Consider the following 24,331-nt stretch of genomic DNA (forward strand, 5'->3'; position numbering starts at 1 on the left):
AAGGTTTTAGGAGGTTAAAAAAGAGCCGGGTAAAACCCGGCCCTTCTACTTTTTATGGATGGGTATTATGAATTAGGCGGAAATGCTTCGGTTATTTGCTCAACCGATTGAGGGTAGGCATAATAAAGATCGGCTGGTTCGCTTAAATTATTAGCCAGTATAAAGTTTGAGAAAATTGTATAAGTAATGGTTGACGGGTCATCGGGATTAAACCCGGCGGGTGGATTAAGGGCTATTGTAGCCAGGGTAATAAATGCCGTTTTAACGCCGCCACCCGGTTCATCCCAAAAGGCTTGCAGGTACGAGTTCATGTTGCCATCAAATTCTGTTATTACCAATACCCCTAAAATTCCAGCGGCATTGGTGTTAGGCACCAGCGCTATCCGGGCGTAATGAACTATCGCCATGGCATCAAGATTTGCCTTGGTGGTAGGATTGTTAAAGTACTGGTACATGTTTTGGGCTGTTTCCTGTGCGCTGGCAGTTTGCAGGATAGGCACATACAGGGTTAGTGGATTTACGTTTTGCATGATAAGGTTTGTTTTTTTGCCTACTCTTTGATCCCGTTTTCGGCACCCCGGGTTGTTTTATATTTTATAATAAAGCCGCTCCGGAAATTGTAAATACCGGCGACAGTTTATATTTAAATAAAAAAATAAATTATGGCTATTGTTGTTTTTCTAATTGTGTAAAGGTTAGGTAGTAGTGGTTAACTATCACCAAATATAGATAAATAAGTTTCGTATTTCCTACTAAAAAAAGCGGGCGCAACAAAATTAATTTGCTGCGGCCGTTTGCTGCTTTAGAATTGTTTAGGCTGGTATTTTATTCGCCCCAAAACTTGTTTTCAAGGTCCTCGTTTGCCGTAAAAACTCGGGCAACTGGCGTTTTTGTCGCCGTGCAACAGCAACACAGGTATGCTTATTTGTTTTAGCTCTTCGAGTTGGTTAGTTCTGTAGCAGGTGTTCCTCATTTCAACTGCGGCCCGTGATGATGCCTGCGTGGTAATTTCCTCAGCCCAGCTTTCATCGCCCGAGCAGGCTTTGCAAACACTAAACCATGGGCGAGAATAAAATTGAGCCAAGAATCAAGAATCAAGAGCCAGGAGTCAAGATAGAAAGTGAGGTGGAGGGGAATGGACAAGGATGAACAACAAACGAAAATAATTCTTACGTCTTGGCTCTTGATTCTTGACTCTTGGTTCTCTTCTCCCTAAATTTTATATATTTTTAGCGCCTGAATGGAAGAGAAAAATAATAAGAAAACCATCTGGGCATGGTGCATGTTCGATTGGGCCAATCAATCGTACAATATGGTTATCACATCAACTATATTTCCGTCGTACTTTGTTGCGGTAACTGCGAATGCTAAAAACGGCAACATGGTAACTTTTTTTGGGCATAAATATGTAAATACGGTACTTTCAACTTACGTATTGGGCTTATCGTACTTAATTGTAGTGGCCATATTGCCCATACTTACGTCGATAGCCGATTACCGTGGCAACAAAAAAATATACCTGCAAATGTTTACGTGGGTAGGTAGTTTGGCCTGCGCCGGCCTTTTCTTTTTCGAAAAAAACAGTCCGCTCGAGATTCCGATGATTTGCTTTGGCCTGGCTTCAATAGGTTACTGTGGAGGGTTCGTGTTTTACAACTCTTATCTTCCCCAAATTGCTACTATTGATCAGCAGGATGCCGTTAGCGCTAAGGGATTCATATACGGCTTTATTGGCAGTGTGGTAATGCAGCTGATTTGCCTGGTGGTTATACTGCAGCCAACGTGGTTTGGTATTACCGAGGTGGAATGGTTACCGGCGCGAATATCATTTTTGCTGGTGTTTTTTTGGTGGATAGGGTTTGCCATTATCCCCTTTAGACGATTACCCAAGGGCACCCCGAATGCGGGCTCTCATAACTATAATGTTTTAACCGGCGGATTTAAAGAACTTGCAAAAGTGTTTGGTAAAATAAAAAAGATGCCGCTGCTGAAACGCTTTTTATCTGCATTCTTTTTTTATTCAGTGGGTGTACAAACCATTATGTTGGTGGCTGCCAACTTCGCAGCTAAGGAACTTCATATACCCGAAACTAATCTTATTGCAACTCTATTAGGTATACAGCTTTTGGCAGTCGTGGGTGCCCTCGTTACCTCAAAATCATCTGCCAGGTATGGTAATGTAAAAACACTTATTGGTTTGGTCACCGTTTGGACGATATCCTGCTGTTGCGTTTATTTTGTAACCAATGCCAACCAGTTCTATATAGCAGCCTTTGTTATCGGCCTGGTATTAGGAGGCGTGCAATCGTTATCACGGTCAACCTATTCAAAATACCTGCCTGAGAACATTCCTGATACAGCATCCTATTTTAGTTTTTACGATGTTACCGAGAAAATATCGATAGTAGTGGGCTTATTTTGCTTCGCTTTTGTTGAAGCCCATACCAGTACAATGCGTAACTCGGCCCTGGCGCTTGATTGCTTTTTTGCGGTAGGTTTATTTTTATTGGTGGCATTGATGCTTGCCGAAAAAAGAACACCCAAGGCTGATATTGAGGTACCGGTTTAACTTTTTAATACACAATCATGGAAAACAGAACCGCCGCTTACTGGATAACCCACCTGCAACTACAACCGCACCCGGAAGGTGGCTTCTATAAAGAAGTTTTTCGTTCCGGAACTGAAGTAATGCGGCCGCCATCATTGCTCCCAAAAAAAGCCTGTACTTCTATTTATTATTTACTGGAAGGTGCCGATTTTTCCGGTTTCCACCGCATTGCATCAGATGAGATCTGGTATTTTCACAAAGGGTCGCCTTTACATATTCATGTTATTGATGAAAATGGGGAATATGTGATAAACGAACTTACCGATGAACCTACCGGCAACCTATCAGTTGTTGTAAAAGCAGGCTTATGGTTTGCTGCCGAAATACCCTCGAAAACCGATTTTACCCTGGTAAGCTGCGCAGTAGCACCCGGATTTGAATTCGATGAATTTGAAATGGGCGGAAAAGGCCGGTTAACGGGTTTATACCCGGAACATACATCAATTTTTGACAGGCTGTGCCGTGCTGAATAGAAAAATTAGATACTTTCACTTTGTTAATTTGCTTAGCTTTACATCATATTTGCCGCAAATACTATAAACATTATCGCTAACCAATCAATAAAACTTTAAACCATGAAAAAATTATCATTAGTACTAACCCTGCTGGTAACGTTTGCCTGCAGTTCAGTTTATGCCCAATTTACACAGGCACAGCTTGTGGGCGAATTTACACGGGCAAAAGCCTACACCAAAGCTTATCTTGATGCAATGCCCGAAGACGGATACGCATTTAAGCCAACGCCCGAAATGCGCAATTTTGCACAGCAAATGCTGCATTTAGCGGATGCGAATTATTTTTTCTGCTCTACAGCAAGCGGTAAACCAAGCCCGCTTGGTAAAGGTGTATCGGTTGAAAAAACCGGCGCCCAAACAAAAGAAGCAACTACCAAAGCCGTTATGGACAGCTATGATTTTGCAATCGCTTCTTTACAGGGCGCGACAGATGCCCAACTGCAGACAACCACCAAGTTTGCAGGTAAGGATATGACCAATTTTAGCTTGTTCGGCAAAGGGTTCGAGCATCAAACCCATCACCGCGGACAAACTACAGTTTACCTGCGTTTAAAAGGCGTTACGCCGCCACAGGAGATGTTATTTTAAATTTGAACTAGACTTTATAAGAAAGCCCGGCTACGTAAAGCAGCCGGGCTTTCTTATATCCAGATGACAAAGTGAATATTTTTCTATACACAGCGACTGGCTCAATAAACAGCGAATTCTCTGATTTCTGACGTATTCCCCAGCCCTTCCCGGCAAAAAAATAATGCCGGGCCGTTTTTTGAATTTTTGACGCTCAAGCACCGGCAATGGCACAATGTTAGCATTGTACCAAACAACAACTAAACAATATAACCTATGAAAACTTCAACAAAAACCACCGTAATATTAAAAGCAATAGACCTTGAGTTAAAAGCATTATTGCAGAAGGACCTTGAGATTTTTAAAATGCAGCGCACCAAACAGGCTCCCATAAAACAGGCGGCCTGACCATCATATACATCTACCTATGCGAAAAGAGTTCCTGTGGAACTCTTTTTTGTTTTAAAGGATTTTTGCCACGCGCAGCATCGGTATAAAAGTCAAAATATTTTTATATTTATACCACCACTAACAATTATCGCCGTGAAAAAAATATTACTTTTTGCCTTCTTAATCTATAGCACCTGGGCTACCGCCCAGCCAAAGCTGCTGGTTGCCGTTCAGCAATACCGCGATTCGGTGGTGATGTTTAATTTAAACAACAACATAAAAACCGGGCAGGTGCGAATCGGCTTTAAACCGCACGAAATAACATATGATGCCGCCACCAAAAAGTGTTTTGTAAGCAATTTTGGGTTGGAGGATTACGATTTAAAAATCGGTCATACCGGCAATATTATAAGTGTGATTGATCCTTTTGCGGGCAAGGTGGTTAAAGATATTTATACCGGTGCAGATACCAGTATTCACAATGGTCCGCATGGTATAAAAGAAAGGCCCGGCAAATACAGTGAGCTTTTTGTTAATACGGAAATAGGGGGCGACACGATGCACGTGTTCAACACCAAAGGCTACAAATTAAAAAGAACATTTGCGTTGCCCAAAGGGGCCCACAATTTTACATTTTCGGCTGATGGAAAAACTTTATGGCTGATGGCTGGTCAAAACGGAGTTTACAGCCTTAATCCCGAAACCGGCGCCGAACTGCAGCATACACCGCTGACATCGCCGGTGCGAGGCCTGCTTGTGGCAAAAGACTGGATAATCGCGTCCTGTAAAAACGAAATATATTTACTCTCAAAAACAGATTTATCCATAGTAAAACATTTCGATAACCTGCAGCTTAAGGTTGGACTAATATTATACTCAAATATCACCGATGACCAAAAATACATCCTGGCCCCCGCGCCGTTCGATAGCCTGGTCTTAGTGATAGATGTTGCCACAGCTCAGGTGATACACCGCATAAAAACAGGTGATACGCCTATAAATGTACAGGTTGACGGCACCAAGGCCTATGTTTCGCACGCCAAAGACGATTATATTGCTACTATCGACTTGAATAATTTTACGTCTTCAAAAATATTGAAGGCATTTGGAACGAATGGGTTGATGGTGATAAAATAGAGGCGGCTTTTTTAACCACAGAGGCCGCTGAGAAGCCACAGAGAAAACTGAGCCTGTCAATTCAATAAAATATTTGGCTCTGCGACCTCTGCGTTTTCCCTCTGTATCTCCGTGGTAAAATTAATCAACATATCAAACTCCTGATAAAAAAGTAAAGCAGGCTTGGCCTTGCGCTATACCTGCTTTGTAATTAACTACTAACCGACAGTTAAAAAATCCTGTAAATTAGTTTAAAATATAATAAATATACATTTAATATAATAAATGTATTAATAGTTAATTATAGATGTAAATGAGTTGTTCTCAGCCTGTAAAATCAATAAAAACCATCAAACACTTTTGTCACAATATTTAAATATTAGGGTTATCGCAGGTATTTTTATTATTTTCGGAATGCCGTAAATTTTATAAAACCCATCCTTCAATCTGCCGGTAATATGTTTAAAAAAGGCATTCTTATCTTTATTATTTCACTGGCTGCATGCTTTAAATTAAATGCGCAAAATAGCGCTGCAGCACCGAATCCATTTATGGTAAAAGGTTTCCACATCGACCTGCGGATACAGGTTATGACTATGGATGCACTTAAAGCCTTTGCCTTAAAATTAAGCCGGCAGGGCATTAATACCATCATAATGGAATGGGAGGGTACCTATCCGTTCGAAAAGCACCCGCTTATCCCTAACAGGTACGCATACACTAAGAGCGAGGTTGCCTCGTTTATTAAATATTGTGCTGATTTAAAGATAGATGTGATTCCGCTGCAGCAAAGTTTTGGCCACGTGGAGTACATTTTGCGGAATGAAAAATATAAAGACTTTCGCGAAGATCAAAAGGATTTCTCGCAGGTTTGTCCATTGCAAACCGATCTGGACAAGGCCTTATTTACCGATCTATACACTGAACTGGCAGCCACCCATCCCTCAAAATACATCCATATCGGCGGCGACGAAACCTATTTGCTTGGTCATGATGAACGCTGTAAGCTGAAGGCCGCTAAAGAGGGCAAATCAAAGCTGTATATCGACTACATAAAAACGCTTTGCGATATCGTGATCAAACTTGGCAAAACGCCGGTGCTTTGGGCCGATATAGCTTTGAAATATCCCGATGCCATCAAGCTGCTGCCAAAACGCACGGTGTTTATCGACTGGAACTATGGTTGGGATATGAACAACTTTGGCGATCACCAAAAATTGATGGCGAGTGGTTACGAGATCTGGGGCTCGCCGGCGTTACGTTCATCGCCCGATAATTATTTTTTAACCCAATGGGAAAAGCACTTTAAGAACATCCGCGACTTTGTTCCCGCCGCGGCAAAACTGGGCTATAAAGGTATTGTAATGACGTCCTGGTCAACATCAGGACAGTATTCGGCAGTGTTTGAGTCGGAGGAACAATTGGCCGAGGTGTATGCTATACGGCATGTGTATCCGTTAAGCGGTTTTAATATCCTGGTTGATGCCTTTAACGAAAGTATAAACAAGGCCGGACCGTTGAATATAGATGAATTTATAGCTAAATATTGTAAAAATAAATATGGTTTTGATGCAGAGCAGTCGGCAAAGTTTTGGCAAGCCCTTAAAACTACACCCTATGAAATACGGAATGGTCGCGTACTTTCAAAACAACCGCTTACTATTAAACAGGTTTTGGATAGTACCAAATCGGCACTCGATGTACTTTACCAGCTAACACCCGATGCAAATAAAAACGAGTTTGAGCATTACCGGCTCATGACCGGTATCCGCGTAAATTATTTGCAGCTCGAATATATTTTGCAAAAGGCAAATGCCCCCGATTTTACAGGCGAAATGGTGCCGGGGATTTTACAGGAATTGCGAAATTTAATGATGAGCGAAGATGTGGTTGATATGCACTTTACAGAGCTCAATAAAAACTTTCTCAATGCGTCAGAGCTGGAAGCCGAAAACAATTTGAGAAATTTGAGAACGCGGTTATTGTACGACCGTTTATCAAGAAAAAAATAATCGGGTGGAGCAGCTTAAAATAACAAATGGCAGGGTAATAACCCCTGGTGAAGTTATTGAAAACGGAACAGTCTTAATTACCGACGGATATATTACCGCTATTGGAGCGGGCAATATTGATGCGCCGGGTGCCAAGGTCATTGATGCTGGTGGCAAGTATATTTCCCCGGGGTTTATCGACATCCATATCCATGGAGGCGGCGGTCACGATTTTATGGATAACACTGTGGGCGCATTCTTAGGGATTGCAGAAACCCATGCCCGCTACGGCACCACGGCGATGTGCCCCACTACGCTTACCAGCAGCAAAAAAGATTTGCTGGAAACGCTGCGTATTTATGAATTGGCCGATAAACAAAATACACAGGGGGCACAATTTATCGGGATGCATTTGGAAGGTCCGTATTTTGCACTTAACCAATGTGGCGCACAGGACCCGCGTTACATCCGCAACCCCGACCCGGAAGAATATAGAGAAATACTTGCAGGCACCACCGCAATTAAACGCTGGAGTGCTGCACCGGAGTTACCTGGTGCAATTGATTTTGGCAAATACATAACTGAGCGTGGCATCCTGGCGGCAATAGCCCATACCGATGCCATTTACGAAGACGCGTTGCTTGGTTTTGAAAACGGCTATACTTTGGCAACGCACCTGTATTCGGGGATGCTGGGCGTAACCCGGCGCAACGCCTACCGCTATGCCGGTGTTGTTGAAGCTGCTTTTTTAATTGATGATATGGACGTGGAAATAATAGCCGATGGAATACACCTGCCGCCGCCTTTGTTGAAACTGGTATACAAAATAAAAGGCGCCGGCCGCACTGCATTGATTACCGATGCCATGCGCGCTGCCGCCATGCCACCCGGCGAAAGTGTTTTAGGCAGCTTAAAAAATGGGCTGAAAGTTATTGTGGAAGACGGCGTAGCCAAACTGCCCGACAGGAGCGCTTTTGCAGGCAGCGTTGCTACATTTGACAGCCTTGTGCGCAATATGATAAAACATGCTGACCTGCCACTGTTGGACGCTATCCAAATGGCAACATTAACGCCGGCAAGGATAATGAACGTTGCAAATAGAAAAGGCTCGATTGAAATTGGCAAGGATGCGGATATTGTAATTTTTGATGAGGACATAAATATTGAAAAGACAATTGTGAAGGGAAAGGTGATTTATGAACGATGACCGTGGTAGAAACATGATGCCCCGCATCCTGGAAGATAATCCAAACGCATATGTTTATTCAAACAGGGCAGAAATGGGCAGCGCTGCCGCCGAAATGGCTGCGCTAAAAATTGCCGGGCTGCTAACTCAGCAACCTTTCGTAAATATCATTTTCGCAGCTGCACCCTCGCAAAATGAATTTCTATCAGCATTAACAAAAAATGAAACCATCGATTGGCAACGGGTAAATGCCTTCCATATGGATGAATACATCGGCCTGCCACCAAACGATGCGCGGACTTTCGCATCATTCTTGAAAGAAAAAATATTTGACAGCCTGCCGTTCCATACGGTAAACTACATTAACGGGAATGCCGCCGATGTTGCAATTGAATGCGAACGTTATGCTGCGTTATTAAATGAATATCCCACCGATATAGTTTGCATGGGCATCGGCGAAAACGGCCATATTGCCTTTAACGATCCACCCGTAGCCAATTTTGACGATCCGCAGCCAGTAAAAGCGGTAACCCTCGATGCCGAATGCAGGCAGCAGCAGGTTAATGATAAATGTTTTGATACGCTGGATGAAGTGCCTACCCATGCCATAACGTTAACCGTACCCACGCTGATGGCGGGCAAATATATTTATTGTATGGTGCCGGGAGAAAAAAAGGCAAAGGCAGTTTATAATACGTTAAGAGCGGAAATTAATGAAAATTGCCCGGCAACTATTTTACGAAGGCACGCAAACACTATATTGTTTTTTGACGAGGATAGCGCACAATTGTTGTAAAAAACTACTTGTGTGAGCTAATTTCGCCTTTGTTTGGGATAAACCCGCGATAAAAAGTATATTGCCCCTGCAAAACAAAAAATGCATCAAACCTGTGGCCTGCACCCCAATTGGCAGGCATATTTAACAAATGAAAAGTTTTTTAAACGAAGATTTTTTACTCGACACCAAAACTGCGCAGCGCTTATACCATGAATATGCTGCCGCCCTGCCCATTATTGATTACCATTGCCACCTGCCGCCCGACCAGATTGCCGACGATATTAATTTTGAAAATATCACCCAAATCTGGTTAAATGGCGACCACTACAAATGGCGGGCAATGCGGGCAAATGGTGTTAATGAAAGCCTTATTACGGGCAATGCAAGCGATCGGAAAAAATTTGAGCAATGGGCGGCAACCGTGCCTTATACCTTGCGCAACCCGCTTTACCACTGGACGCATTTAGAGCTGCAACGATATTTTGGTATCAACGAACTACTATCCCCGGCCACTGCCCGCAAGATATATGACGAGTGTAGTGAGAAACTGAAATCGCCGGAATACAGCGTGCATAGTCTTATCAAAAGCCATAATGTCGAAGTAGTTTGTACGACGGATGACCCGTTGGACAACTTAAATCATCATAGAAAAATAAGTGGAGATGGGTACAGCGTAAAAGTTTTACCTGCTTTTAGGCCTGACAAGGCAATGGAGGCCGGTGATGTGCATATGCTTTATACATATATCAGCAAACTGGAAACTCAAAGCGGAAACGCCATTTCTGATTTTAATGACTACCTGGCGGCATTAAAGAAACGACACGACTTTTTTGCCGAAAATGGCTGCAGTCTTTCAGATCACGGCCTGGAGCATTTATATGCCGAGAAATATACGGAAGATGAGGTAAAGCAAATTTTTACCAAAATAAGAAAAGAACAAACGCTGACGCCTCACGAAATAGAGCAGTTTAAATCGGCTATGCTGCATAATTTTTCGGTTTGGGATTATGAGAAAGGCTGGGTGCAGCAATATCATCTTGGGGCATTACGCAACAACAATACCCGCGCGCTTAGCGAGGCCGGTCCGGATACCGGGTATGATTCGATGGGAGATTTCAGCCAGGGCAGGGCACTTTCGAAATTTTTGAATCGTCTCGAGGCTGATGGTAAGCTTACCAAAACTATCCTGTACAACCTTAACCCGGCAGATAATGAGCTGATAGCAACCATGGCCGGTAATTTTAACGATGGTATAACACCCGGCAAAATGCAGTTTGGTTCGGCCTGGTGGTTTCTCGATCAAAAGGACGGGATGATAAAGCAAATAAATGCGCTATCGAACATGGGGTTGTTGAGCAGGATGGTTGGCATGCTGACCGATTCGCGCAGCTTTATGTCGTTTCCGAGGCACGAGTACTTTCGCAGAATATTGTGCAATTTATTTGGTAATGATATAGAAAACGGCGAATTGCCAAATGACATAAAATGGACGGGCAAAATCATCAGCGATATTTGCTATTACAATGCTAAAAACTATTTTGATTTTGATAAGGCAAAATGAGCGGGATATTTAACAAACAACACGGCAAAATATTATCCTTCGGCGAACTATTGTTACGCATAACGCCCGATGCCGATGGGGCATGGCTTACCGACAATCAATTGCCGGTTTATGTGGGCGGTGCCGAATTGAACGTAGCAACTGCTCTTGCTTTGTGGGATTTGCCGTCATCGTATTTTACAGCGCTGCCGGATAATGGCCTGTCGGCACAAATAATCAAACATCTTACCGATAAAAAAATAGATACCTCACCGGTTTTTTATGGTGATGGCAGGCTGGGCTTGTACTTTTTAACCAGCGGGCAGGATTTAAAGCATGATGCTTTAATTTATGACCGCGCCGGTTCGGCATTTGCCAATCTTAAACCGGGGGTAATTGACTGGGATAAAGTGCTGCGGGATGTAAGCTGGTTTCATTTCAGCGCAATATGCCCGGCCATTAGCCAAAATGTTGCTGACGTTTGTTTGGAAGTTTTGCAGGTGGCGTCAAAAAAACAAATAACTATTTCATTAGATTTAAACTATCGTTCCAAACTATGGAAATATGGTAAAAACCCAGTTGAAGTGATGCCACAACTCGCAAAATATTGTGATTTGATAATGGGTAACGTTTGGGCCACCGAAACCATGCTTGGTATTCCCGTTGAGCCGAACATCCATGAATCGGGTCAAAAAAGTATCTATTTAAAGGAAGCGCTGAATTCATCTGAACATATTACACTGCAATATCCAAGGTGTAAGGCTGTCGCTAACACGTTTAGATTTGATGCTTCATCTGAAATTAATTATTACACAACATTATTTACCGGCGGAGACTTTTACAGTTCGCACGAATATCAGTCGGATAAGGTGGTAGATAAGGTGGGCAGCGGCGATTGTTTTATGGCGGGAATAATTTATGGATTTTACAACCAGGCCAGCCCCACCGAAACCCTTGAATTTGCAACGGCAGCCGCATTTGAACAATTGTTTGTTAAAAGTGATGCTACCGATAAAACCGTTGATGAAATTAAAACCGCAATAAGATGAAAATAAAAAAAGCCGTTTTGAGCAACATACTTGCGCAGGGTATGCTGCCGCTGTTTTTTTATGAAGATGCTGTTGTAAGCCTCGAAATAATAAGTACGCTTTACAAAGCGGGCGTACGGGTAATTGAATACACCAACAGGGGAAAAGAAGCGCTCGACAACTTTAAGGCGATAAAAAAAGTGGTTAACAAGGAAATGCCGGGACTGTATTTAGGTATCGGTACAATAAAAAATGTATCGGATGCAGAAGCATTTATTGACGTTGGGGCTGATTTTATTGTTTCGCCGATAGTAAACCCGGAAGTGGCAAAAGTTGCTCACAAACATAAACTATTGTGGATACCCGGCTGCATGACACCGACCGAAATTTATCTCGCCCAAAAAAACGGCGCCGATTTGATAAAGATATTCCCCGCAAATATATTAGGTCCGGCTTTTATCAGCTCGGTTAGGGAGTTGTTCCCGGGTCAGCTGTTTATTCCAACAGGCGGAGTTGAAATGAATGCCAAAAATATAAGTTCGTGGTTTCATGCCGGGGTAGGTGCGGTAGGCATGGGCAGCAAGCTGATTACTAAAGAAATACTTGAAAAACGCCAATACGACCAATTATACAACGATACCATTAAAGCCATCGAGATGGTAAAGGCCGCCATGTAAATAAACCTAACGCCATAATTATGAACGATGCTAAACCAGGTAATTACAGGTGGGTAGTAGTTGCACTGTTATTTTTTGCTACTACTATTAACTATTTAGACAGGCAGATAATAGGCTTGTTGAAACCAACCTTAGCTGCGCAATTTAATTGGACCGAGATCGACTATAAAAACATAGTAAAAGCCTTTACCGCGGCCTATGCTATAGGATTGCTGGTTTTTGGGAACTTTATTGATAAGATAGGCACAAAATTAGGGTTGACCATCTCCGTAATTATTTGGAGCGTAGCGGCAATGCTCCATGCCGCTGTTAAAAGTACTTTTGGATTTGGTGCGGTGAGGGTTGGGTTGGGCCTTGGCGAATCTGGGAATTTTCCATCGGCCATTAAAGCGGTTGCGGAGTGGTTTCCCAAAAGAGAGCGGGCGTTTGCCACTGGTATCTTTAATTCTGGCGCTAATATTGGCGCTGTAGCTGCACCGATACTTGTTCCTTGGATATTAGGAATTTATGGTTGGCAAATGGCTTTTTTGATTACCGGCTCTATCGGGTTTATCTGGCTTGTTTTTTGGCTGATTTTTTACGAAATTCCTTCAAAACATAAAAAAGTAACTGCTGCTGAATATGAGTTTATAAACAGCGATGTTGATGAAGTTGTGGTGCCTTCGGATGTTGGAAAAAAAGTAAGGTGGGTTCAGCTTCTTGGACTAAGGCAAACATGGACGTTTGTGGTTGGTAAGTTACTAACCGACCCCATATGGTATTTCTTCTTATTCTGGCTGCCTTCGTATTTTTCAAGCACCTTTAAACTCGACCTTACCAAGCCAAGCCTGCCTTTGGCTATAGTTTACACTGCAACAACAATCGGTAGTATTGGCGGGGGCTATCTTTCCTCATGGCTGATAAAAATCGGCTGGCCGGTATTCAGGGCGCGTAAAACGGCCATGCTTATTTTTGCCTTTTGCGTAGTGCCGATCATTGCAGCCCGCTTTGCCACCAATATTTGGCAGGCCGTCGCCCTGATTGGATTGGCCGCTGCGGCACACCAGGCGTGGAGCGCCAGCATCTTTACTACGGCCTCTGATATGTTCCCAAAAAGAGCTGTTAGCTCAGTAGTTGGTATCGGAAGTATGGCTGGTGCTATCGGCGGATTCTTTTTCCCTGATGTAATCGGATATATTTTGCAATCAAACAAGGATGCCGGTCATATTGTTGTAGGTTATAATATAATTTTTGCAATATGTGGCTGTGCTTATCTGCTAGCATGGGTACTCATGCACGTATTGTCGCCCCGGATGAAAAAAGTCGAGCTTTAAAAATGAAAACACTGGTTTGTACCACTCCCGGAACACTTGAATACAAAACCACAGAAAGGCCTGTTTTACAAAAAAGGCAGGCTATTATAAAGGTAAAACGCATTGGCATTTGCCGTACCGATCTGCATGCTTTCGAAGGAACCCAGCCATATTTTGAATACTATTATTAGGTTTTTGTAATTTAACCAAAATAAAAGTATCTGATAATGAGTGTGTTCCATAGCGTTCCGGGTGTTCGGCGCAGAAAAATGGAACGCTTGCATCATCATTAAAACTAGTGTTCTTTATTTTTTCTCCGTGTTCTTTGTGGTTAAAAACTCACAACGACGTTTCCGAATAACTTATCCCCTCCAAAAAATCCAACACCACTTCATTAAACTCATCCGGGTGTTCCAAATTTGGCATATGGCCGGCATCTTCAACAATTACCAGCTTACAATTTTGTAGTTTTTCCTGCATTTCTTCGGCTTTGGCAACCGGGGTAAACTCGTCCTGGCGACCAACCACAACTAAAGTAGGTACGTTAACAGATGGCAGCACCAAGTTTAGGTAATCAATCCTTTCCGCACGGGCGCGCAGGGCAGTTGCAGCACCCTTTGGTAAAGTTGATTTCATCATTTTAATCACGTACGCCGCAACTTCAGGCATCGTTTTAACGTGTTCGCGCAGTATCATTTTAAAAATAGCGTCATCGGCGTAAAAATCCATACCTTCTTTTTCCAAACGGTCGGCCGTGTCGTAGCGGATCTGCTTGGCTTCGGGTGTATCCAAGCTTGCAAATGTATCGGCCAGTATCATGCTTTTAACCCGTTTTGGCGCCTGCCTGAAAATCTCCATAATAAACTGCCCGCCCTGTGAGAGTCCCGCAAGATGGAAGTTTACTATACCTAAACTATCCATTAAGGCAAGCATATCCGTTGCATAATCCTCAAACCGGGAGGTGTCGGATTTTGGCAGCGCAGTTTTACCGTATCCGCGTAAATCGGGTGCAATAACCTGGTATTGCTTCGAAAAGGCGTCGATTTGCGGGTCCCACATTGTATGGTCGAAAGGATGACCATGTACCAGCAGGAGGGGTTCGCCGGTGCCTGTTACTTTATAAAAAAGGTTGATATTATTGACTTTTGCGGTAGGCATGGGTGGGAATTTAAAGTATAACATCAATAAGAATTACGAAGTTTTCTAAACTTCGTAATTCTTTAGTCATTAAACTATACTTTCTTTGGAGGCAAATCGAACGCAACAGCATTGTGCTCAAAATGCCCTTTGTGCGAGCCATCACAAAATGGCTTATTGGCCGATAAGCCGCAGCGGCAAATAGATACAATCGTACGGCCCTGCAAGCCGTATTCGTTGCCTTGCATATCTACAATTTCAAAATCGCCCTCAATTTTTACCGAACCGTTGTTGTTTATGGTAAGTTTAGTTTTTTCCATGGATTATTGTTTTGTGCGAAAGTAATAATCCTTTGCTGGTTATGGCGAATTGATGTTTATATAAATGGAATTTAGTTAGCGACACGAAGCCCCCGCCTTATAACATCTGGTTTTTTTGCGCTGAAATACATAATAAAATACCGTTAAAAAACGGGGCAGATAAGTCGTGCATAATTTTTAATTTAGCATATAATTAAACCGACACCTTTTTACTGAAATATGAATTACCCCGGCCATTCCGTTAAACAGCAGGCTTTTAATATAACGGCTGTTAAAGCCATTCAGCATCAACTAAACAAAAAGGGTTGTGGCCCGGTTGATATTGATGGCGATTTTGACCACAATACTCACTACGCGGTCATGCTTTTTCAAACCCGTTTTACCGATTGCTTTGGCAATCCCCTGAAAATTGATGGAATTGTTGGTCCTGTTACGTGGTCGTCATTATTTAGCAACAGGAATGTTAAAACGATTACAAGGGCACCTAATACCCTGCTGGCTGCAGTTTTGGATGTTGCGAGATCACAGCTGGGAATAAAGGAGTTTTCTTCCGGCGGCAATGATGGCTCCACGGTAACCAAGTACCATGACGCTGCGGGTATTCGGCATGGGCAATGCTGGGCTATGGCTTTTGTTTACTGGTGCTTTAACCAGGCCAGTATACACCTTGAAGTTTCAAACCCATTGTATAAAACCGGCGATGTGTTTGAAACCATAGTTAAATCAAAATGTAAAATAATTACGCCGAAGGATGCAAAAATTGATGCAGGACGAGTGTTGCCGGGGCAAATATTCATTATTTCTACAGGCGGCGGTCATAGCCATACCGGGTTAATCGAAAAAATTGAAAATGAAATGCTGATAACTATCGAAGGCAATATAAGCCACCAAAATACCTGCGATGCCATCGGCGTTTTCAGAAGAACCGGCCGGATGATTGAATCAATTAATACCGGGTTTATAGAGTTTGAGTAGGGAAGAGAGCCAAGAATCAAGAAGCAAGAGCCAAAAGTCAAGAACCAAAAGTCAGGAACTAGGAGTAAAAAAAAGAAATAGCCCTTTCTTTTCTTGGCTCTTGATTCTTGGCTCTCAATTCTTAACCACTATTTCAACAAAACTCCCTGCAGCACCTGCCAAACATTATTCCCTACAATTTTGGCGCCTTCGGCAGTGGGATGGATGCCATCTTTTTGGTTGAGAGATGGCACTCCGCCTACATCTTTTAGCAGAAATGGCATGAAAGTCATATTGTTTTTTGCAGCCAGTCCCGGGAAAATGGCTTTAAAGCTGTAAGCATATTTGCCACCCATATTTGGCGGCACCTGCATACCAAGCAATACCAATTTAGCATTTGGATATTTGGCCTTTACGGCATCAATTATTGCCTGCAGGTTTTCCATTGTTGCAGTTACAGGGATGCCGCGCAGGCCATCATTGGCACCCAACTCAAGCACAAATACGTCAACTTTTTGTTTTAAGATCCAGTTTATGCGTGCTTTGCCACCTGCCGATGTTTCGCCGCTTACGCCTGCATTTACCACTTTGTAATGCAGCTTTGCCTCGTCTATCTTATTTTGAACCACACCCGGGTAGGCTTGTGAAGGATCGGGCAAGCCATAACCGGCTGTTAGGCTGTCGCCAAAAAATAATACTACTTTATCGCCGGATGTTGAATCAGGTTTGGCAGCAGCTGTTGCCTGTGTTTCTGCAGGTGTTGCCTTCTTATCTCCGCATGATGCAAAAAGTAAAGTGGCGGTTAGTAAGCAGATGATATTTATTCTATGCATTTTTTTAAAAAATATTCGCCTGATAATACAGCGGTATCATAGCGATGGGTTTAAAACCCATCGCTATATTTAAAATTTTCCTCCCCGGCATTTCAAGTATACACACCTGAGCGGTTCGTTTGTTTTTAATCTTCAAATCGCCACATCATCAAATCTTCAAATCAATTTCCCCGTAATATTTCCAGCGGCGGTTTATTCAGCACGCCCCGGCTGTTTAACAGGCCGATAACAATGGTTAATAACGATATGATGAAAAATAATAGTATAGCCGGCAGCCAGTTAATGGTAAATGGTATCTCGAAACTGTATTTTGCCAATGCCCAGCTACCCGCCGCAGCTATAAGGATACCTGTTAAAGCCGATAACATCCCTAAAAATAAATATTCTAAAGCAGTTATGGCAAATATTTGTTTCCGGCTGGCGCCAAGGGTACGCAGTAAAACGCTTTCCTGGATGCGCTGGTATTTGCTGATGCGCACCGACGCGATTAATACCACAATGCCGGTAATGATGCTAAAGGCGCTCATAAAGCGGATTACGTAACCGATTTTATCGAGCAGACCGTCAACTATACTTAATACCAGCCCTAAATCGATAATGGAAACATTTGGGAACCTGCGCACTACCGATTGCTGGTATTGTGCCGATACTTTGGCCGAAGGTACGTGAGTTAGCAGCACATGAAATTGCGGCGCATCCTCCAAAATCCCAGTTGGGAAAACTACCTGGAAGTTGGTTTGGATTTTGTTCCAGTTTACCTGCCGAACGCTGCTCACAATAGCGTTCATGCTCACCCCCTGCACATTAAATACCAAATGGTCGCCAACATTTACATGGTTACGTTTAGAAAAATTATCCTCGATGGATACTGGGATTTCTTTTCCGGGGTCGGCTTTGCCCACCCAGTCGCCTTTAATAACTTTTTCCGTTGCGCTTAGCGAGTCGCGGTAGGTAACGCGGTATTCCCAGGTAAAGGCGCGTTCGGGTATATTAAGTTTAGGGTTCTTTATCACGTCGGCCAGTGTATGGCCATTAATTTTGTCGAGTCGCACAGCTACAATTGGAACCTGCTGTATCACAGGCAAATGCTGTTGTTTGGTTAGCTGCGCAATATCCTTTTGCTGACTGGTTTGAATATCAAACAAAATCATGTTCGATTGATTGCCACTCGATGATAGTTTTACCTGCCCCATTAAAATGCTTTGGATAAAGAACAACGTACAAATAAACGCTGTACTTAAACCGATGGAAACGATCAGTATTATGGTTTGATTATTCGGCCTGTACAAGTTGGCAAAGCCCTGGCGAAATAAATAGCCCCAGGTACTTTTTATAAACAGCCGCATCAGCTTCATTAACAACCAGGCGATAAAGGTTAATATCAAAAATGCGATGGATATACCGATAGTGAAGAAAATACTGCCCAGCCAGCTATCGAGCTGGAAATAAGTAAAGGTGACCACGAAGCCGACTATCAGCAGGTAAACCAGCCACCTGAAAGGATCGCGCAGCAGGTTAACTTCGTCGTAATTGATGCGCAGCGTATTAAGCGGCGAAATGTTGCGGATAGATATCAGCGGTAACAGTGCAAACAATACTGAAATGATGATACCTAACAAAACGCCCTGGCCTATTGCCAGCCATGATATATCGGTTGAAATGGTAATTGGCAAAAACTGCTGCATTACCGATGGTAAAACATGCTGTATGGATGTGCCCAGCAAAGCCCCCGTAACAGAACCAATAATGCCTATACCAATGATCTGGATTAAATAAATTAGGAACGCTTCTGAAGCCTTTACCCCGAGGCAGCGCATAATGGCTATAGAGGCAATTTTTTCGCGGATATAAATATGGATTGCACTTGCCACGCCAACACAGCCAAGCAGCAACGCAATAAAACCGACGAGCGATAAAAACCGGGTTAAATCGCCAAAGGCGCGGCCGGTATTTTCCTTGCGGATCTCGACAGTTTCGATGCCCATTTGGACTTTTTCCAGCTTCGGCTCTATGGATTTTACCACTTTGGGTATATCTACTGGCTTATCGTACTTGTAATAAAAACTGTAGTTAATGCGGCTGCCTTTTTTTGACAGGCTGGTTTGCTCTAAATATTGTAGAGGGATATAGACGATTGGCGCTACACCCGAAGATATGCCGGTTTGGCCGGGTGCTTTATCCAATATGCCTGCAACTAAAAAAGTAACCTCACCCACCTTAACCGAGTCGTTTACGCGAACGTTGAATTGTAAGGCCAATATCCGATCGATCAAAGCTTTTTGGCCGTTTTTAAAATCTGTCCCGGCCTGCACAGGCTCAGTTTCCAGGCTCCCGTAATAGGGGAACTCGCCTTTTAAGGCCCTTACCTGTACCAGTCTGGTACCCTGCGTTTTTGGGAAGTAAACCATGGATGGAAAACTTCGTTCTTCCGATCTTCTGTCGCCCAGCGAGGCCAGCAATGGTTCCACAGTAGGATCCACAGTTTTGCCGCCAGATACCACCAGGTCGGCGCCAATTAATGTGGCAACTTGTTTGTCAATATCGTGTTGAAGATTGTACCTGAACGAGTAAATAGCCACCAACGCAGCTATACCGAAAATAATGGCCGATATAAACAGTAGCAGCCGCGACCGGTTTTTGCGGCTATCCCTTAAAGCCATATTAAACAGCCAGCGGATATTTATTTTTCTTTTGGTGATGTTTGGGTTGTTTTCCATCGCCGGATTATGCATTTGCGGTTAATTCGTCGGCCACCAGTTTGCCACCTTTTATGCGAATGATACGCTGAGTTTTTGCGGCAAGCTCTAAATCGTGCGTTACTACAACCAGGGTAGTGCCAGCCTCTTTATTTAAATCGAACAGCAGCTTCACCACTTTTTCGCTGGTTTCGGCATCAAGGTTGCCGGTTGGCTCGTCAGCAAATAAAATACGCGGCGCATTTGAAAATGCCCTGGCCAACGATACACGTTGCTGCTCACCGCCCGATAGCTGGGTAGGGTAGTGGTGCCCGCGATCGCTCAGGCCAACTTTATCCAGTAAATCCAAAGCCCGTGCACGAATGTTTTTTTCGCCACGCAATTCCAAAGGTACCATCACATTTTCTAACGCTGTGAGGGTAGGCAGCAACTGGAAGTTTTGAAAGATAAAACCAATGTATTGGTTACGTACCTGTGCAAGTTGGTCCTCGGATAACTTGCCAAGGTTAATGTTGTTTAACTCAACTATGCCAGACGTTGCTCTGTCCAACCCCGCGCAAAGGCCGAGCAGTGTTGTTTTGCCGCTGCCGGACGGCCCTACAATAGCATTGGTTGAGCCAGCCGCCACTGTAAAGTTTATATTATCAAGCACGGTGAGGGTGCGCCCGGCGCTTTGATATGTTTTTGTAAGATTCGAAATATGAAGAATAGTATCCACTGCTGCTTTTTTTCTGTATAGATAACTAAAAAAAGCAATTGTTACTTATTGGGTTGTTAAAATAAGTTGTAAGGGTTGTAAAGGTTGTAAATGTTATAATTGGATGACAGTTGGGTGGTGAATGGTGAGTAGAGAATGGTGAGTAGTTAATGGGATGACATAGGCTACCTATGCAAAATCTTTAAAAAGCTCTCTATCTCTTCACCGGGCTAGTCCGATGTTGACCACTCACTATTCACCTAATCAGCTACTCACCTCAAAAACTACCACAACCCAAAGTAATCCCTGGTATACAGCGTTTCGTAGCGGTAATATTTATCACCCACTTCATGCCCAAGATCTTTAAATACAAACAGTTTCTTTTTGGAGTTGATGTTGTTGTATACTGCGTACGAGTTATTTGGTGGTACAAAGGGGTCCAGCAAACCTATACCCATTACCACCGGGCAGGTTATGGTTGTAGCAAAGTTTTTTGTATCGTAATATTGCAGGTTATCAAGCACCTTACTAAATGTTAGATCGGCGGCGACGCTGGCATATTTTTTCATGTAATTGATGGGCCATTCAACGGCGCCACGGTCCATATTATAAATGTCACTCAAAAACGGGTTCTGCGGGGCGCAAATGGTTACCCTTTTATCGAGAGCCGCGGTAGTGATAGATAAATAGCCACCCATACTGCCTCCGGTAACAGCAACACGGTCGTGGCTAAGTTCGGGCCGCGAAAAAACAAAATCAACAGCGCGGATGCAATCCATAATAATGCCGCGCATTATATACTTGTTTTTATCCTCGAGGCCGGCAACAATGTAGTCCTCACGGCGCATATCGAGATCTTTTTTGCTTAACCCTTGTCCGCGAGGGTCGAGACCGACAAAAGCCATGTCATCGTCGCGCCCCATCAGCGGTATGTTGGTAGCCTGGTAGCCAGGCAGCATTATTAAAACCGGAAAGTGCTGATATTTTTGATGATGCTCGGGTTCAGTCAACCACAGGTAAACGGTTTTGTTACCGTACGACTTCATCTCAATTAAAAAAACTTTCCGTTTGTCTTTTTCCAGCTCCGGCTTTTCGGTCACCTTAAAATTTGGTTTTACTTTGGCAAGCTGGGCTTTGGTGTCCTGCCAAAATTTGTCAAAGTCGGCAGGTTTTGAATAGGCTGATCTTATTTCTTCGGGGCGGATGCCAAATACGCGGCGGGTTGTATCGTCATAGTCGCTTACATTTATCATGAAGTTCACTTTGTAAAACCCGCTCTTTAGTTCGGGCATTGTAAAATCATAACTATGCGAACTCCGGCCGGCCAGGGAAATATGTACAGAGTCGGTACGCAGGATTTTATTAAACTGGTCAGTAATTTGGTATGATACCTTGCCCGATTGTGTTGTGCCGTAATTGTTGTTTACCAGGAAAGTATAGCTGGCCGTTTTATCAAAAATGGCGTCTCTACTATGAGCGGTTAACTCAGTTGTTACGTCGCTGACGCTGTTTTTAGCTGCGGCCTTGTCTATATCCTTTTTTTCGTTTTTTTGCGCACGGGCAATATTGCCCGCAGTAAGCAGTATTGAAAGAACCAGGAATAAGGTGTAAAATTTTTTCATTTGTCCGCACACATAGGGCAATATTGGTGCCATCGCCCCGATTTAGCAGACGTCAGATAATGTTAGCTGTGCGGAGGATGATCGGCATCTGCCATAGTCGCGGGTTAATATCCCAAATGTGCAATTATTTCCACAACAAAACCCTTAAAAAATGCTGTTAGGAGCCATTTTACTTTTTATCAATTGCTTTACCCGTCCTTCCCATTCATGCTTTAAAACGCTTAGTACTATCGAATCGCGGCGACCACCTTCCTGCAATGGCATGTTGTTGCGCAATATACCTTCGGGTGTGCAGCCAATGCTTTTCATGGCGGCAATGCTGTGTTTGTTACGTGCATCGGCCCTGAATTCAACTCGCAAAGCATTTAAATCGTCGAACGCAAATTGCAGCATCAGGTATTTGCAATGCTTATTCAACCCCGTACCCCTGTACTTTTGGCCGTACCATGTATACCCAAGTTGAACAGTTTGCCAGGCAGGCAGTATGTCATAGAAACGGGTACTGCCAGCATAGCTTTGGGTTTGTTTATCAAAAACAATAAATGCGTATTCTCTGCCTGCAGCGCGGTTATCCAGCGCATCTTTAATATAACGGCGCATGCCATCCTCGCCGCGTGCACTTAAATACGAGTATTTCCAGGTGTCAGGCTCGTTCAAAGCAAAGGGTAACAGGTTGTCGTAGTCGCTTTCCAGTAAGGGCCTTAGCAATACGCGTTCATCTTCTAAAATATATTCGGCGTTTAAATCGTAATTCAAAGTCATGTCAGGTGTTATTTACTGGTCAAAAAATCAAACTTAAATAATTTAGCTTCGTGCTCTTTTATAAGCTCCCGGCCAATCTCAATAGTGGCGGCAACCATTTGGTCCAGGTGCATGCGGCGCGTTCGGTGATTAGTAATAGCAGCGCGAATAGCGTATTTGCCATGCTGTAAAGTGTTTGATGGCACAGCAATTCCCCGTTCCTGCATGCGCATTAGCAACTCCTTGTTCAATATATTTAACTGGTCATTATCAAGGTTGCCAGGGTTGTACCTGTAGCAAGCCACGTTCATGTTTACGGCGGCCAGCAATTCCAGTTCGGGGTGCTGTTTCACCTGTTCGCCAAGGTAAAAAGCCTGGTCAATGTTTTGGGCGATCATGGCGGCGTATTTGTCCACGCCATGTTCTTTCAGGCTCATCCAAACTTTCAGCGCTTTAAACCCGCGCGACAGCTCCATGCCATAATTTGATAATGTCTCAGGTCCGCCGGCAATGCCCCTGTCGTGTGCAGTTAAATAATTCACTGCATTAGCAAAAGCTGCGCGGTGAGTGGCAGCATCTTTAAACAATACGCAACCAACTTCATATTGCATATACATCCATTTATGCAGATCGAAAGCTACGCTATCGGCCTGTTCTATGGCTTTTAATTTTTCGCTGTAAGCAGGCACCAGTTTAGCCAGCGCTCCAAAGGCGCCATCAATATGCAGCCAGATGTTTTCGTTGCGGGCTATTGCTAATAGTTTATCCAACGGATCAATCGCGCCAGTATTAACCGTGCCGGCATTGCCGATAATGCAAAACGGTACCAAACCGTTGGTTTTGTCGTCACGAAGGCTGGCTTCGAGCGCGTCCACATCAATTTCAAAATTCTCATTTACCGGTATTTTTCTCAATTGCTCGCTACCAATTCCAATTACTTCGGCGGCTTTGTTTACGCAGTTGTGGGTTTCGCTGCTGCAATAAGCAGTTAGTTTACCTTCGGCTACATACACGCCCTTGGTTTTGCAATTTGCAATAACGGTGTTACGCGCTACAATAAGCGCTGTAATATTGGCTATCGAACCACCGCTCACCAGCATGCCGCTGCCTTCCGCTGGATAATTCATCAACTGTTTACACCAGTTTATTACCTGTTTATCAACGTACATGGCACTTTGGTCGCCTATGGTAACATTAGCGTTCATAATACCAGCGAGCAGGTCGGCAAATGCCCCCATAGGGGTGCCGGTACCTTGTACCCATGCATAATAGGCCGGGTGGATGTTCCCGCCATGATAAGGCATAATGTTCTTTTTAAACTCGTCGTAGATCTCAAAGATATTTGCAGGCTGATGCGGAACAGCCTTTTGAAACTCTTCCTTCACCTCCTGCGGAATTGGCTGCCATGCGGGCCCATCGCCTATGTTTTTTAAATATTCAACCATATCGTCAATCAACTGATGTCCGAGGGTTTTAAAATCGTCCCAATTTTCGGGGTCTAATCCAATTTCGGGCTTGTTATCTGCGTGGTTCATATAAAATGTTTACGGTACAAATTTGGATCAATATTAGTTGATAAAACAGATGCAGATTTGTTATTTTTGTACATGACAGATTTGGTTATGAGATTTTGCTAAGTTCTC

At 43.5% G+C, this 24,331-nt stretch carries 24 protein-coding genes; 14 read left to right on the plus strand and 10 right to left on the minus strand.

Going from position 1 to position 24,331, the window contains the following annotated elements; genetic code table 11:
- Positions 1-65 precede the first annotated feature (65 nt).
- Both NAF19_RS08110 and NAF19_RS08115 read right to left on the minus strand, forming a co-directional pair.
- Entirely contained in the window at positions 66-530 is a 465-nt protein-coding gene (locus NAF19_RS08110; protein WP_252789384.1) for a hypothetical protein, read from the minus strand.
- Between the two features lie 317 nt (positions 531-847).
- The gene (locus NAF19_RS08115; protein ID WP_252789385.1) at positions 848-1,084 is read right to left on the minus strand and encodes a hypothetical protein; all 237 of its coding nucleotides are present in this window, start codon (positions 1,082-1,084) and stop codon (positions 848-850) included.
- A gap of 156 nt (positions 1,085-1,240) precedes the next feature.
- On the opposite strand from NAF19_RS08115, the gene NAF19_RS08120 reads away from it, so the two are divergent.
- The 13 genes from NAF19_RS08120 (at position 1,241) to NAF19_RS08175 (ending at position 13,879) form a co-directional block, all read left to right on the plus strand.
- The gene (locus NAF19_RS08120) at positions 1,241-2,569 is read left to right on the plus strand and encodes an MFS transporter (protein ID WP_252789386.1); all 1,329 of its coding nucleotides are present in this window, start codon (positions 1,241-1,243) and stop codon (positions 2,567-2,569) included.
- Positions 2,570-2,586: 17 nt separating this feature from the next.
- Positions 2,587-3,081, plus strand: coding sequence for a cupin domain-containing protein (locus NAF19_RS08125; RefSeq protein ID WP_252789387.1), 495 nt, complete (start codon positions 2,587-2,589; stop codon positions 3,079-3,081).
- Positions 3,082-3,183: 102 nt separating this feature from the next.
- Positions 3,184-3,711 carry a DinB family protein gene (locus NAF19_RS08130; RefSeq protein ID WP_252789390.1) on the plus strand — a complete coding sequence of 176 codons (528 nt, stop codon included), beginning with the start codon at positions 3,184-3,186 and terminating at the stop codon, positions 3,709-3,711.
- Between the two features lie 255 nt (positions 3,712-3,966).
- On the plus strand, positions 3,967-4,098 hold the full coding sequence (locus tag NAF19_RS30555; protein WP_256484250.1) for a hypothetical protein: 132 nt from the start codon (positions 3,967-3,969) through the stop codon (positions 4,096-4,098).
- Between the two features lie 135 nt (positions 4,099-4,233).
- Positions 4,234-5,217 carry a YncE family protein gene (locus NAF19_RS08135; protein ID WP_252789392.1) on the plus strand — a complete coding sequence of 328 codons (984 nt, stop codon included), beginning with the start codon at positions 4,234-4,236 and terminating at the stop codon, positions 5,215-5,217.
- 437 nt (positions 5,218-5,654) lie between these two features.
- Positions 5,655-7,208 carry a beta-N-acetylhexosaminidase gene (locus tag NAF19_RS08140; RefSeq protein WP_252789393.1) on the plus strand — a complete coding sequence of 518 codons (1,554 nt, stop codon included), beginning with the start codon at positions 5,655-5,657 and terminating at the stop codon, positions 7,206-7,208.
- Positions 7,209-7,212: 4 nt separating this feature from the next.
- Complete coding sequence (gene nagA / locus NAF19_RS08145) at positions 7,213-8,394, plus strand: N-acetylglucosamine-6-phosphate deacetylase (RefSeq protein WP_252789394.1); 1,182 nt, start codon at positions 7,213-7,215, stop codon at positions 8,392-8,394.
- Positions 8,384-9,169, plus strand: a complete 786-nt coding sequence (locus NAF19_RS08150; RefSeq protein ID WP_252789396.1) for a glucosamine-6-phosphate deaminase — start codon at positions 8,384-8,386, stop codon at positions 9,167-9,169. The genes nagA and NAF19_RS08150 overlap by 11 nt, the downstream gene beginning before the upstream one ends.
- 130 nt (positions 9,170-9,299) lie before the next feature.
- Positions 9,300-10,712: a glucuronate isomerase gene (uxaC, locus tag NAF19_RS08155; protein WP_252789398.1), complete on the plus strand. Its 1,413-nt coding sequence runs from the start codon at positions 9,300-9,302 to the stop codon at positions 10,710-10,712.
- Positions 10,709-11,740 (plus strand): sugar kinase, encoded by a 1,032-nt coding sequence (locus NAF19_RS08160; protein WP_252789400.1) that lies wholly within the window; start codon positions 10,709-10,711, stop codon positions 11,738-11,740. Before uxaC ends, NAF19_RS08160 begins: the two co-directional genes overlap by 4 nt.
- On the plus strand, positions 11,737-12,396 hold the full coding sequence (locus tag NAF19_RS08165; protein WP_252789401.1) for a beta/alpha barrel domain-containing protein: 660 nt from the start codon (positions 11,737-11,739) through the stop codon (positions 12,394-12,396). The genes NAF19_RS08160 and NAF19_RS08165 overlap by 4 nt, the downstream gene beginning before the upstream one ends.
- A 20-nt stretch (positions 12,397-12,416) precedes the next feature.
- Entirely contained in the window at positions 12,417-13,709 is a 1,293-nt protein-coding gene (locus NAF19_RS08170) for an MFS transporter (RefSeq protein ID WP_252789403.1), read from the plus strand.
- Between the two features lie 2 nt (positions 13,710-13,711).
- Positions 13,712-13,879, plus strand: coding sequence for an alcohol dehydrogenase catalytic domain-containing protein (locus tag NAF19_RS08175; protein ID WP_252789405.1), 168 nt, complete (start codon positions 13,712-13,714; stop codon positions 13,877-13,879).
- Between the two features lie 148 nt (positions 13,880-14,027).
- On the opposite strand, the gene NAF19_RS08180 is transcribed toward NAF19_RS08175, so the two are convergent.
- Together NAF19_RS08180 and NAF19_RS08185 are read right to left on the minus strand one after the other, a co-directional pair.
- Positions 14,028-14,846, minus strand: coding sequence for an alpha/beta fold hydrolase (locus NAF19_RS08180; protein ID WP_252789406.1), 819 nt, complete (start codon positions 14,844-14,846; stop codon positions 14,028-14,030).
- Between the two features lie 74 nt (positions 14,847-14,920).
- Complete coding sequence (locus NAF19_RS08185) at positions 14,921-15,145, minus strand: CDGSH iron-sulfur domain-containing protein (protein ID WP_252789408.1); 225 nt, start codon at positions 15,143-15,145, stop codon at positions 14,921-14,923.
- A 219-nt stretch (positions 15,146-15,364) separates the two neighbouring features.
- On the opposite strand from NAF19_RS08185, the gene NAF19_RS08190 reads away from it, so the two are divergent.
- Positions 15,365-16,120: a peptidoglycan-binding protein gene (locus tag NAF19_RS08190; protein WP_252789409.1), complete on the plus strand. Its 756-nt coding sequence runs from the start codon at positions 15,365-15,367 to the stop codon at positions 16,118-16,120.
- 128 nt (positions 16,121-16,248) lie between these two features.
- Here the strand turns inward: NAF19_RS08190 and NAF19_RS08195 are convergent, their stop codons facing one another.
- The 6 genes from NAF19_RS08195 to NAF19_RS08220 all read right to left on the minus strand — a co-directional run bounded on the left by NAF19_RS08195 (position 16,249) and on the right by NAF19_RS08220 (position 24,223).
- Positions 16,249-16,932, minus strand: coding sequence for an arylesterase (locus NAF19_RS08195; protein ID WP_252789410.1), 684 nt, complete (start codon positions 16,930-16,932; stop codon positions 16,249-16,251).
- Between the two features lie 161 nt (positions 16,933-17,093).
- The gene (locus NAF19_RS08200) at positions 17,094-19,649 is read right to left on the minus strand and encodes an ABC transporter permease (RefSeq protein WP_252789412.1); all 2,556 of its coding nucleotides are present in this window, start codon (positions 19,647-19,649) and stop codon (positions 17,094-17,096) included.
- Between the two features lie 7 nt (positions 19,650-19,656).
- Complete coding sequence (locus NAF19_RS08205) at positions 19,657-20,346, minus strand: ABC transporter ATP-binding protein (RefSeq protein WP_252789414.1); 690 nt, start codon at positions 20,344-20,346, stop codon at positions 19,657-19,659.
- A 263-nt stretch (positions 20,347-20,609) separates the two neighbouring features.
- Positions 20,610-21,980, minus strand: coding sequence for an acetylxylan esterase (locus NAF19_RS08210; protein WP_252789415.1), 1,371 nt, complete (start codon positions 21,978-21,980; stop codon positions 20,610-20,612).
- 111 nt (positions 21,981-22,091) lie between these two features.
- Positions 22,092-22,709 carry a GNAT family N-acetyltransferase gene (locus tag NAF19_RS08215; protein WP_252789417.1) on the minus strand — a complete coding sequence of 206 codons (618 nt, stop codon included), beginning with the start codon at positions 22,707-22,709 and terminating at the stop codon, positions 22,092-22,094.
- 8 nt (positions 22,710-22,717) lie between these two features.
- A complete protein-coding gene (locus NAF19_RS08220) occupies positions 22,718-24,223 on the minus strand; it encodes a pyridoxal phosphate-dependent decarboxylase family protein (protein ID WP_252789419.1) in 1,506 nt (501 codons plus the stop codon).
- Positions 24,224-24,331: the final 108 nt, after the last annotated feature.

The sequence above is a fragment of the Mucilaginibacter flavidus genome (assembly GCF_024055575.1).
Lineage (GTDB): Bacteria > Bacteroidota > Bacteroidia > Sphingobacteriales > Sphingobacteriaceae > Mucilaginibacter > Mucilaginibacter flavidus.